This window comes from Streptococcus sp. 4155, assembly GCF_013276695.1.
Taxonomy (GTDB): domain Bacteria; phylum Bacillota; class Bacilli; order Lactobacillales; family Streptococcaceae; genus Streptococcus; species Streptococcus pseudopneumoniae.
The window spans coordinates 1-12,654 of sequence record NZ_VMLM01000099.1 but is presented as its reverse complement, the minus strand read 5'-3'; the positions used below and the strand labels follow the sequence as shown (position 1 = coordinate 12,654).

Genomic DNA, 12,654 nt, shown 5'->3' with positions numbered 1-12,654 from the left:
TTACATCTCCATTGTCTTTTACAACTACGTTGGTGGCTGTTGGGTTAGCTTTCGAAACGGCTTCTTTAACTTTGGCTTTTTCGGCTTCTGTTAAATGCGCTGGGTCTGCTACTGGTGTTACTACCAGAGCTGTCTTGTCTGCTTTGTCGACTAACTGCTCTTTCGCTTTGTCTAACTTACCTTGCGCTTCTGTTACTTTTTCTTGCGCTTCTTGAACTTCAGCTGCTGTCGCATTGTCACCTTTAGCTAATACTGCTTTGGCTGCTTCCTTCGCTGCTGCAACATCTGCTTCTGCTTCTTTCTTAGCGGCTTCGTATGCTTGAATACTTTCTGGTGTCTTACCTTCTGTACTTACAGCTTCATCTAACTTCGCTTTATCCTCAGTTAGTTTATTTTTCGCTGTAGTTGTCGCTGCGGTTGTTACGGCATCTTCTGCCGCTTTCAAGGCTGCTTTGGCTGCGTTTACTTTCGCTAGCTCTGCTTGTACAGCTTCTGGTGTCGCATTGTCGTCCGCTATTACTTTTTTCGCTGCTTCCACTGCTTTATCCGCCGCTTCTTTTGCTTTAGTATATGCGTCAACTTTGCTTTGTGGCTTGTCATCTGTAGTTGGTTGACTTGCTACTTCGCTTGCTAAATCGTTATTCGCTTGCGTTAGAGCTGTCTTGTCTGCTGGTTTCACCACATACGTTACTCTTACGTTTTCTGTACTTTGATCTGTATAAGTAACAACAACGTCAAGAGTATGGTTCCCTACTGTAGTTGGATACTGTGTTCCTTCTTTCAGTACAGCTGATGCTTTGTTAGCTACATCTACAGCAGCAAGTAACTCTGCATTTGTAGGATTTTCACCGATTACTTTTGTAATCGTCTTAGTCGTCGGAGCTGTGTGTTCTGGAATAGGATGATTTTGGTTATTTGCTTGAGATTCAACATCGCCATTTCCTCTAGTAGAGGCTGTTGTGATATTTGTATTCCTGTTCACTTTTGTATAGTCAAGCGTAACCTTACCATTTGCTAGACTGATACCATCTGGTAAGGTTGTTGAAGAACTCCAATTATTTCCTCGTTTAACCAGTGTTACTGTGGCATTGGTATTTTGTTTGTTCTTATAAGTTAAGGTCACTTTTTCTGCATCTGTCGGTAATGTAACTTCTACATCTCCATTTTGACGTGTAGCACTAGTTGTTGCACTCGGTTGTTCAAACTTAGCCTTAATTCGTTTAGTTTCTGAAATTTTCGTTGCGCTAGAAGCTTTTACCGCAACTTCCGTCCCGTCTTTTACTAAACTTTTTGGAAGGGTAAAGCTATTGCCACTAGCTGTAATTCCTGCAACAGCACTCCATCCTTGATCAGTTTTTCTAAAATGTTGTGTTTCTGAACGATTACTAGTTTGATTATGATAAGTCAAATCAAACTCAGTAGCTTCCTGCGGTACAGTAATTACAACCGAACCATCTGGTTGGGCTATACCACTTACATCCTCTAATCTTCCTAAAACCTTAGTAGTAGCTGCTATACTAAAGTCAGAGCCGTCCTTCTGCTGCTTAACTGTAACTGTTGAACCTGCTTCTGCTGTTTCAGCTTGGATTAGGATTTTGCCCAGTCCATTTTCATCATTTATAATCGAAATTGTGCTATCTGCATTGGCGTCATCCTTATTCCAGTTGCTACCAGTTTTAGTAAAACCAACAGTTTTTTCTTGTCCAGTAGCATTTGTATACGTAAGCATAACCTTAGTAGCTTCGTCTTGACCTACCATTGATGTTACCGTTAGAGTTTCTTTATCTTGTGAGATAGTTGGAGATTGAGGTGCTTGGACCGTCACTTTTGTAACCAAGTCATCTCGTGAGATAAACTTACTTTCTGATCCGTCCTGACTTGTAACAGTTGCATTTCCATCACTATCCACTGTAACAGTCGCTCCTGGGTTAGCAGCTTGTAGAGCCTTCTTAATCTTTTCAATATCTGAAGAATTTAGTTTCTCTGGATCGGTTACAGGTACTTTCTGCTCTGGGTTGACTAACGGTTTACGGTTCTTTGCAGCTTCTTTTTGCTCTTCTGTCAGCTCCAACAAATCTTTGTGGGAAATCAAGCCACTTGTTCCATCTGGTTGTACAACATAGGCATCTCCATTTTGCCCAACGTTTACAGTAGCACCAGGATTTTTCTCCTGAACCTTCTGAGTAATCTTCGTCAATTCCTCTTTGGTTAGCTTATTTGGATTAGCTACCTTCACTTTTTCAGTTGGTTTTTGGATTTCTTTTGGAGAAGTCGAATCATCTGCAGAATCTGCTTGCCCATTTTGTTTCACAAAATCACTGACAGCAGCTTCTTCCTCTTGTCCATCCGGTCTGGTCACCTGAACCTTACCATCATCTGTTATTTCAACTTTAAATCCTGGATTAGCATCTTCAATAGCTTTTTTTAGCTTATCTTTCTCGGTTTGATTTAGACTACTTGGATTTTCAACGGTAACTTTTTCTGCTGGGCTTACAAAGTCACGGCTAGCTTCTGTAGGAAGTTCTAGTTTAAGCGATTCTGATAGTGGTGATACAAGATAGTCTAAAACAGGTTCATCTGTACCTTCCTTAACCACTGCCGTAACTAGACGAAGTTCCTCATTCCCCACCAATTCTTGTCTATACTTATCAGGAGTAAACTCAACTGTTCCATCCGCCTTAACATCACCACTAGCAAGAATAGTATAGCCAGTAGCTTTTTTAGGCTTATTATCAGAAGCACCTGTGCCTACAGCATCCACATCATTCCCACCTTTAACCAAGAAGGTTTTCAGTTTTGCTTTATCAGGAATATTTGCTGCTTCTCCTTTTGTTCCAGAGTTTGCTTTGATGACCGGTTTTCCTGTAGTCTTTCCTTTCAAACTCTCAGCTGTTGTTGCAAAACTCGGTTTCGTAAATGGAATGTATAGATAGAGTTTTTCTGTCTTGGTTGTATTATCTGCGGTTGTAACCGTAACAGTAATTTGATGGATACCTGAATTGGTTTTGTTAATAGTTCCTGTTAATGACTTCTTGCTACTTAGGGGTCCCTCATGCTCCACTTCACCCTGAACCAAGCCCGTTTTTTCTAAATTAGTTACTTCAATATTTTTGATAGACTTACCACCTGGAACTCGAACCAGCACTTGTAGTTGCTTTCCAGTATAACTGTCAAGATATAGTGCTTTATACTTACTTGTCTCCAAGCTAGAAGCTGCTCCGCCCTCTCCACTTTGTCCAAACCCAATACGAATCTGACTGCTATCGTAGTTGGCTACTTTAGCATCTGATGATTCAGACTCTAAGAGTGAAGTTCGCTTGCCTTCTGCAGTCAAATAAGACTGACCTGAAACACGTGACTTGACAGTATAAGAACCTTTTGTAATAACAACATTTTTGAAGGTTGCATTTCCATCATCACCAGCAATACTGGTTGCTACTTCTTTTCCGTCATGGTAGAGAACCATCTCTACACCTTTGGTTCCGTTAGTTGCAGTGATATCCTTTATCGTCCCTGCTTGCTTTTGCAAATCAGTATTTAAACTTGGTTTTTTCGGTTTCACAACAAAATTTAACTGAACCAATTCACCAGAACCGTCAGCAAAGATTCGCTCTACAAGATAAGATTTCACTCCCGGAGTATTGACGATAGTGTCTGCAGCTTCTTTGTTGTTTTCAACTTTGACGCCGTCCTTAAAAAGATTATAAGAAGTTGGATGTGATTCAGCATTATCCCCTACCTTATCCCTATTTTTAAAGTAGGATTCAAGGTCAATGCCTCCATCGCTTTTAGCAATTAAAGATGAAGAGTTACCTGGAGTTGTTGATACATTATTATTTTGCGGCTGCCAAATTTGCCCTTGTACAATCTGATAGTAGCCATTCCCTTCCAACTGAGCCGGATACTTCTCAGCCTGGTCTCCTTCACCGGCAGCTCTACCGTACCACTGATTGACTAGCAAGCGATTAACTGATTTCCCTGACAGCCTAAACCCTTTAACACCCAAGGCGTAATAGAGATTACGGAAAGTCGTATCTGGGGAAGTCGTCTCAAAGGTCAAATGGTAGCTATCATCACGTCCTCCGTCCAAAGAGAAGGTGTATACTTTCTCGGTTTCATTTTTGATACCAGAGTATTTAGAAGCTGCCTTTTTCTCAACTTCAGTTGGGAAGTTTTTATCAGCATGGTAGTAGAAACCTTTCTGCACCCACCAGTTAACTTCTTCCTTGGCTAAGCCATCCAGACTATCCGTCCGATAACCATAACCTCCACTTTTTGCTGCCGCTCCTGTTGATGCAACAGTCCCCTGCTTTTCATCACTAATCCCATCAGCTGATTGTAAGGCCTTTAGGATTTGATCCTCTCCGTTACCTGCATCTCCACTAGTAGCAGTGGTGCCACCAGTCCTATGATCATAACGAGAAATAGTTACTGAGTTTGCTTTTACAGTGTGGTTTTTAGGTAGGGTAAACCAAAAAGTATTTGATAAGTAGTGGTGTGGACCCCGTCCTACTTTTCCCTTATTGATATCAATCTCCCATTTAAAACCAGTTTCTGTTTTCTTGACTATCCCGTAGATAAAATCTTTCGCTTCCGGAATACGAAACTCTTTTCCGTCCCAATATGCTCTTGAACGTTGCGAACCATAGACATAGGTTCCACGGGCATAAGGTGAACCTGCATGTCCATCTTCTAAAAAGTAGTTGATCCCATCTACATAAGCATTACTTGGCACAGCTATGTAGCCTGAAGGAACTTCTTGTCTGCTTCCTCTTGAACGAGGTTGAATCGCTGTTGTCACCGGAGTGTTTAACGGTTGTTCATCCTGTTCTGTATCATCCTCATCATCGTCAAGTGGAATAGGGTCATAGTCAGACTGGCTGTCTTTGAGCACCTGAGGCTGAAGGACTCCAGTGCTGCTTGTTTTGGCTGCTATCGTGTCAGCAGATCCTGCCCTTTTCTCTCTCACCTGAGAACTTTCTTGAACAGACTCTGGCTGGCTAGAGTCTACTCCAGTAGTTTTAGGGGCAGCTACTGTCTGTCCTTGATTAGATCCTTCCGCTGACCTCCCTTGCCCTTTTATCTCCTTTGTAATCTTGCCTTCAGCAAGTTGCTCAAGTACAACCTCCTTCGACTCCCCCTCGTCCGACTCCTGCAGAGCCCCATCAGGGTTACCATCAAATCCAGCGACCACGTCATTAGTTGTAGCTGGAGTGACTGTCTCACTCGCTGCTACTGCACCGTTGGCAAAAAACATCAATGCGGCAACCGCAACACTGGCGGCACCAAAGTGGTACTTACGAATGGAGTAACGGAAGACCTTTTCTCTGTTAGACTTTCTAAAATCCATAACTCTTTCTCCTTAAAGATATGATTGAAGAGAACATGTCATTTTCCTCTTCAATTGACAATAATATTAAATAGCAACTTACGACTATTTACCCCACTGTACCTCCTATGAAGAGTATACAGTCTAGTAGCAATTATACCACCCCCCCCCCGAATTTTGCAAGGAAAAACATTTAATTTTTCTGTTTTTAGAGTATTTTATGGTAAATTGTTATCTTTCTATTTATATGTATTGGATTTTTTGATTAAACTGCAAAAAACGAGGACTATTGTATTTTTTTATTTATAAAATTTCGGGTATAAGTTTTACAAAAAAATCCAGTCTCAACAATGTCTCAGAATCACATTTGTACTAGTGTAGTTTCAGTTTACCATAACTATACTAGTACAATTTTTCATTGTCTTCACCTTCTAACTAGATATGGTGGAAAGGATTGGTCGATGCTTGGCTAGGTAAAATCTCTAGTTCCCAACCTTTTTCCTCTTTCCATTGAGTAAGGAGTGCTGCGATTTTTTCCACAAACAGCACTTCGATATAGTGACCTGGATCCAATGCCAGCAAGCCATCAGACAACATATCCTGGGCAGTGTGGTAGTAAATATCACCAGTGATATAGACATCCGCTCCTTTAGCTAAAGCATCCTTATAGAATGACTGCCCGCTTCCACCACAGATGGCCACTCTTGAAATAGGTTTCTGCAAGTCATTCTCTTGATAATGCACCATTCGAAGACTATCTAGGCCGAATACTTGCTTGACATACTGGGCAAAGTCCCCAAAGGTCTGAGTCAGAACATTCCCAATACGTCCAATTCCACGTTCAGGACCTGTCTCCTGAAGATAAGTTATCTCCTCGATTCCTAGCATCTGACAGAACCAGTCATTGAGACCATTTTCAACGATGTCAATATTGGTATGGCTGACATAAACTGCAATGTCATGCTTGATGAGATCAATGTAAATCTGATTTTGTGGACGGCTAGCTACCAAATCCTTGATGGGACGGAAAATCGGCGCGTGCTTGACGATAATCAAATCCACACCCTTTTCAATGGCCTCTGCTACCGTCTCTTCACGAATATCGAGAGCAACCATGACACTTTGTATCTCCTTGTCCAAAGTGCCAATTTGCAGACCACGACTGTCTCCCTCCATGGAAAATTCCTGAGGGCAAAAGGCTTCATATGCGTTAATTACTTCACTTGCTAGCATGGAGCACCTCCTTGATGGCTTGAATTTTATCTACTAAAACTTGACGCTCCTCTATATTTTTTTCTGGGATTTGTCCGAGGGCAAACTCTAGCTTAACAGCTTCTTTTTGCCATTTTTGGACAAAGACTGGGCTGACTTCTTTGGACAAGAAGGGGCCAAATCGAACATCACTGGCTGATAGTTTCATTTGTCCTGCTTCCACCACCAAAATCTCGTAAAACTTGCCAGCTTCTTCTAAGATACTTTCGGCTACAATCTGAAAACCGTAGTCCTGCAACCAGATACGCAAGTCGTCTTCACGATTATTGGGCTGGAGAATCAAACGCTCTACGTTAGCTAACTTGTCCAAGCCTTCTTCTAAAATCCTAGCAATCAAACGGCCACCCATACCAGCAATGGTAATGACCGACACTTGGTCTGCCTCTTCAAAGGCTACCAAGCCATTGGCTAAACGAACCTGGATTTTCTCCTTTAGGCCGTGAGCCTCAACATTTTTAACCGCGGACTGGTAGGGACCTTCTACGACCTCACCTGCAATGGCACTTTCGATTTGTCCTCTCTCAACCAACTCAATAGGCAGATAAGCATGGTCACTTCCCACATCTAGCAAAATGGCTCCCTGTGGCACAAAGGAAGCCACCAATTCTAATCTCTTTGAAATCATCTTATCTCACTTTCCAAAACTCTATTACCTCTTATTATACCACATTTCAATCTTCAACTTTCCAGTAATATAAGCACCTCTGGCAAAAGAAGTTTCAATGTCCTAAGGTAATAGATGGATTCACTTGAAATATTTTTCAGAAATTTACAGAATTGTCAAAAAATGGGTAATTTATTCAAAAGAGTCTTTACTTTATAAAAAATGTACACTAAAATATATTTAGAAGATTAGAGGAGATAAAAGTTTCACTAAATTTTATATTTGAAGGTAGTATTTAGATAGGAAATTTAGTCAGACGAACCACGAATTTGCTCTATGCTTTCTAGAATTTATTATAAGGAGATTAATATGCATATTTTTCTTAAAAATCGAGCTTTTCGTCAGCTAACAGTGAATGAGTGGATTTCAAGTTTTGGAGATACTATTTTTTACTTAGCTTTTATCAATTATGTCTCTTCTTATACGTTTGCTCCCTTAGCTATATTTTTGATCAGTCTATCAGAAACCATTCCTCAGGTCTTGCAACTTTTTACTGGAGTTATAGCTGATTTTCAAAAAAATCGAATCAGCAAGTATATTTCTATCCTCTTTATCAAGATCCTCCTTTATTCTGGAGTGACTTTGCTCCTGACAAGTACCGACTTCTCTCTTTTCTGTTTTCTTTATTTGCAGTATGAACTTGATTTCAGATACGATTGGTTTTCTTGCAGGATACATGCTGACACCGATTTACATACGGCTAATAAACGATGATATGACGGAGCTATGAGTTTTAAGCAGTACACGAGTTCCATTGTACGTTTGATAGGTAATCTCAGCGGAGGAGTATTTTTAGGACTGTTTAGCATTTCTACTCTAGCTTTTGTAAATGTTTTAACCTTTTTATTTGCCTTTCTAGGAAGTCTACTTATCCGAAACCGCTTGAAAAAAGAGGAAGAAAAAATCGAAGTTCCTCCTTATGTAGGAATGAGTAGCTTTTTCCAGCATTTGAAAGAGTCAATGAAATTATTGATGACTATGGAAGATGTCATGGTCTTGCTTTGGATTTTGTCCATTAGTCAAGCTGTTTTGATGATGGTAGAGCCTGTCAGTGCGATTCTACTGATTCACTATCCTTTTATGGGTTTGTCAACAGGGCAAAGTCTGGCAATTTTGATAATGATAAGCCTTCTTCATGTTATTTTAGGTGGACTTCTGAGTGGATTTCTATCTAAAAAAATTTCTATTCGCCTGAATATTTATTGGAGTCTATTGATGGAGTCTCTCATTGTTATAGGTTTTCTACGTGGAAGTTTTTTACTTATTTTACTAGGAAGTGCAGGTGATGCTTTCTCGGCAGGAGTATTGAGTCCTCGCTTGCAAGCCATGATTTTTGGAATCATTCCTGAGGAGTTAATGGAATCAGTTCAATCCTCCATCAATGTTATCAACTTGCTTATCCCAGCTGTCCTATCCCTTGCTCTCGTATTTCTTGCAACAAGTGTTGGTCTTGACGTTGTTGCCTTTGCTCTTATAATTTTACTACTTATAGCAGCCTATCTAGTTCACCAGATGAAAAACTTACCAAACCAAGAAGAAATTTAGCTAGAATGTTATAGATAGGTCAGTTTTCACTTGATAGTTTCTGTGGAATCGTAAGCTCCTTGTAATTGATTGTCGATATTACATACAACTATCTGACAACTGCAAATGTTTCCAATCCCTATCAAGATGCAATTTATATAAGATAAGTCTATTCTTTTCCTATAAAATCTGATAAGATAGAGGAAAGAATAATTAGAATAGAGGTTACTTCAATGGCGGTTCCCGATAGACTCCCTGCTCGTATGAGAATGGATGGACGAACTATTTTCCAACAGATAAAAAACTATTTTGATACTGAAAATAAAGAATATTTTAAGCACCCCAATACCTATGATGGTATTTCCATGCATCTGGAACCCAACATCCTGACCAGTATGGAGCACTTCGATTTGACTGGCTTTCATTGCGAATGTAAGGATTTCCAAAATCAGGGAGTCTGTAAACACTGGGTTGCCATGGATCTCTACTTTCGTAGCCTCCCCCAAGCTATTCAAGAACGCATTGGTAAAGCGAGTCATAAACCAAGTTTTGCCAGCCAACTGATTCCTACCTTGCCATCTGATGAACTCCAAGACGAACTGGTAGAAGAAAAAGCGGTGGCGCCTTCACTTTCCCTTCATGGACAAGTCGAAATCCGAAATCATAGCCTAGCATGGACCTTAAAACTACAGGTAGAACAGGCTTCTCGTGCCTATGTTATCAAGGATATAGCTCACTTCATTTTTCTCATTTTCCAAGAGGAAGATTACTTTGTTTCACAGAAAATCGGGACAATCAGATTATCCTTAGATCAGTTTAATCAAGCATCCCAAAACCTACTCCTCTATATCAAAAAATATTTCATCGATAGAAATGAACATTCTTATTTCAACTTCAGTTATGGCATTAGCCCTAGAGATTGCGGACGCTATTTAGAGACTCCTGTTAGCTATTTAAACGACCTCGTCCCACTTTTTCAAGCTTTGGATGTCTTCCAATATGTAACCTCAAAAGCCGAATACCCTCTTATATTCTTAGATGATAGTCCCTTTATCCCGGAAGAGGAAATTTTTAAGGTTGTCAAGTCTAATAACCATTATGAAATCATCAATACAGCTTATTTTGGTTTCATTATTCAAGAAAAACTTTGGATTCGACACAATCACTTCCACATCATCAAAGAAGAACACCGTTACTTTTTGGATAAATTAGCTACTTGGATCTATCATTATCAAGAAAGTTCTCCTCTTATCTTTTCACAGGAAAATAAGGCTGAACTTATGCAAATCTGTAATATCATCTCAAACTATGTTCCTATCAGTCTTCCAGATGAATTACAAATCCATGACTTTATCCCCACCTTTGCCTTCTCCAAAACTAGAAATGAAATTGCCCTTAATATGGTGTGGTCCTTTGGAGAAAAACAAGTCCATTCTAAACAAGATTTCCTAACCCTCCCCTATACTTACCAAGCTAGCAAAGCTAGAAAAATCTATCATCAACTGCTTTCTGCTGGTTTCAAAGAGGAATTTCATAGTCTTTCCAAAATCAAAATCGTTGATTTCTTCCTAAAAGAACTCCCCCGTTTTCGTACTCTGGGTCAAGTTCAACTAGATGAATCGCTTGAAAAACTCTTAGTAGAAGATCCTGCTGTCATTGACATTTTTGACGACGAAGGCTTCCTTTCAGTTCAGTTTGATTTTTCTATGATTTCAGAAGATGAGGTTGAAAAAGCTATCCAAGCTTTATGGAATCAAGAAAGCCACTACCAAACCAAGCAAGGAAAGGTTCTAGTCTTTGACGATGAAAGTCTCAAGGTTGCCCAAAGCCTCCAAGATCTTCGCGCTAAATTTTCAGACGGAAAAATCAAGATGCACAAATCTCGTGCCTTTAGTCTTTCTGAAACCTTCAAAGACAATGAACATGTCAATTTTTCTCGTGATTTCAAAAAGATGGCTTATGACCTGACCCACCCTGAAGAATTTGATATCAAGCCTTATGAAGTCAAGGCCAAACTCCGCTCCTATCAAAAAGAAGGAGTCAAGTGGCTGAGTATGCTGGATCATTATCATTTCGGAGGAATCCTGGCGGACGACATGGGGTTAGGGAAAACCTTGCAAACCATCACTCTTCTGGAAGCCAACCTTAAACCAGACCAGAAAGCTCTTATCCTAGCTCCAGCCAGCCTTCTTTACAATTGGAAGGAAGAATTCCGAAAATTTGTACCTCACAAACAGGTTGAAGTAGTCTATAGTAGCAAAACTGAGCGTATCAAACAAATTGAAAAATCTGCTACTATCACTATTACAAGCTACCCATCTTTTCGTTCTGACCTTGAACACTATCAAAAGCAGTCTTACGACTACCTCATCCTAGATGAAGCACAGATGATAAAAAATAGTCAGACCAAAACAGCACAAGCTTTAAGAGAATTTGATGTCAAAACCTGCTATGCCCTATCTGGAACTCCTATTGAAAACCGTCTCGAAGAGATTTGGTCTATTTTCCAGATAGTATTACCAGGTCTCCTACCAAGTAAAAAGGAATTTTCAAAATTGTCACCTCAACTCGTTGCTAAACTGATTCAACCTTTTGTCCTGCGTAGGAAAAAAGACGAAGTTCTGACAGAATTACCTGAACTGAGCGAGCACCTCTACAGCAATGAACTCAGCAGTTCACAAAAAACGCTCTATCTAGCTCAACTTCGACGCATGCAAGAAATGGTTTCAGGAGCCAGCGCTGATGAGATTAAACGTCATAAAATTGAAATCTTAGCAGGACTAACCCGACTTAGACAAATCTGTAATACCCCTGCTCTCTTTTTAGAAGACTACAAAGGGGATAGTGGAAAAATGGACAGCTTATTCGAGCTCCTAGACACCATTCGTGAAAAAGGGTCACGACCACTTATCTTTTCACAATTCACCTCTATGCTTGATCTCATTGAGCAAGAACTAGAGAAAAAAGAAATGTCTCACTTTAAAATAACAGGACAAACACCTTCAGATAAACGTCAAGAAATGGTCAATCTCTTCAATCAAGGGGAAAAAGACTGCTTCCTCATTTCCCTAAAAGCAGGTGGAACAGGACTAAATCTAACAGGAGCTGATACCGTCATCCTCTGTGACCTCTGGTGGAATCCAGCAGTCGAGATGCAAGCCATCGGTCGAAGCCACCGCCTTGGCCAGACCAAACAAGTCGATGTCTATCGCCTTATCACACTTGGTACCATAGAGGAAAAAATCCAAGAACTCCAAGAAAGTAAAAAAGAACTCTTCAACACCGTTCTTGAAGGACAAGAAAGCAGAAGCAATTTGAGCGTTGATGATATTAAAGAAATCTTGGGTGTTGAATAAACGAAAAAGAACTAGAGTAACCACACTTAGTGGATTTATCTAGTTCTTTTGTAAGCGCGTCATAACAAGGTATCTATCATTCATGGAGCTCCTCCTGTATACTATTAGTAAAGTAAAACTATTGGAGGATATTTTAATGCCACAACCTATTGTTCCTGTAGAGATTCCACAATCTCGTCGTTTTGATTCTAAAAAGAGAAATGATATTCTGCTTAAAATTCGTATTGGCAAGCTTGAACTAAGTTTTTTCAATCTCTCAATCTCGAAATGATAGAAGAGCTTTTGGATAAGGTGTTGCTCTATGACAATTCATCTATCTAGCCTAGGGCAGGTCTATCTCGTGTGTGGGAAAACGGATATGAGACAAGGCATTGATTCACTGGCTTATCTCATTAAAACCCACTTTGAATTGGATCCTTTCTCAGGTCAAGTCTTTCTCTTTTGTGGTGGACGTAAAGACCGCTTTAAAGCTCTTCACTGGGATGGGCAAGGATTTTGGCTACTATATA

Annotated in this window: 5 protein-coding genes and 2 pseudogenes; 4 read left to right on the top strand and 3 right to left on the bottom strand. The window is 40.1% G+C overall.

The genetic code is table 11. The features are described 5' to 3' along the window. From HT715_RS10630 to HT715_RS10620, 3 genes are all read right to left on the bottom strand, one after another. On the bottom strand, positions 1-5,350 hold a 5,350-nt coding region (locus tag HT715_RS10630; RefSeq protein ID WP_172922947.1), incomplete at its 3' end, for a YSIRK-type signal peptide-containing protein. A 414-nt stretch (positions 5,351-5,764) separates the two neighbouring features. Beyond that, positions 5,765-6,562 carry a Nif3-like dinuclear metal center hexameric protein gene (locus tag HT715_RS10625; protein WP_054392871.1) on the bottom strand — a complete coding sequence of 266 codons (798 nt, stop codon included), beginning with the start codon at positions 6,560-6,562 and terminating at the stop codon, positions 5,765-5,767. Then, entirely contained in the window at positions 6,549-7,226 is a 678-nt protein-coding gene (locus tag HT715_RS10620) for a tRNA (adenine(22)-N(1))-methyltransferase TrmK (RefSeq protein WP_172922946.1), read from the bottom strand. The genes HT715_RS10625 and HT715_RS10620 overlap by 14 nt, the downstream gene beginning before the upstream one ends. Positions 7,227-7,574: 348 nt before the next feature. On the opposite strand from HT715_RS10620, the pseudogene HT715_RS10615 reads away from it, so the two are divergent. The 4 genes and pseudogenes from HT715_RS10615 to tnpB form a co-directional block, all read left to right on the top strand. Beyond that, a pseudogene (locus HT715_RS10615) lies at positions 7,575-8,810 on the top strand (hypothetical protein). A 212-nt stretch (positions 8,811-9,022) separates the two neighbouring features. Then, complete coding sequence (locus HT715_RS10610; protein WP_138699594.1) at positions 9,023-12,145, top strand: DEAD/DEAH box helicase; 3,123 nt, start codon at positions 9,023-9,025, stop codon at positions 12,143-12,145. A 136-nt stretch (positions 12,146-12,281) separates the two neighbouring features. Continuing rightward, positions 12,282-12,466, top strand: a pseudogene (locus HT715_RS11625) (hypothetical protein). After that, positions 12,447-12,654: IS66 family insertion sequence element accessory protein TnpB (gene tnpB, locus HT715_RS10600; protein ID WP_172922945.1), on the top strand; the 208-nt coding region annotated here is incomplete at its 3' end. The pseudogene HT715_RS11625 and the gene tnpB, both read left to right, overlap by 20 nt.

Coding starts and splice junctions, on each gene's coding strand:
- HT715_RS10625 (WP_054392871.1), bottom strand. CDS start 6,562: ATGCTAGCAAGTGAAGTAATTAACGCATATGAAGCCTTTTGCCCTCAG.
- HT715_RS10620 (WP_172922946.1), bottom strand. CDS start 7,226: ATGATTTCAAAGAGATTAGAATTGGTGGCTTCCTTTGTGCCACAGGGA.
- HT715_RS10610 (WP_138699594.1), top strand. CDS start 9,023: ATGGCGGTTCCCGATAGACTCCCTGCTCGTATGAGAATGGATGGACGA.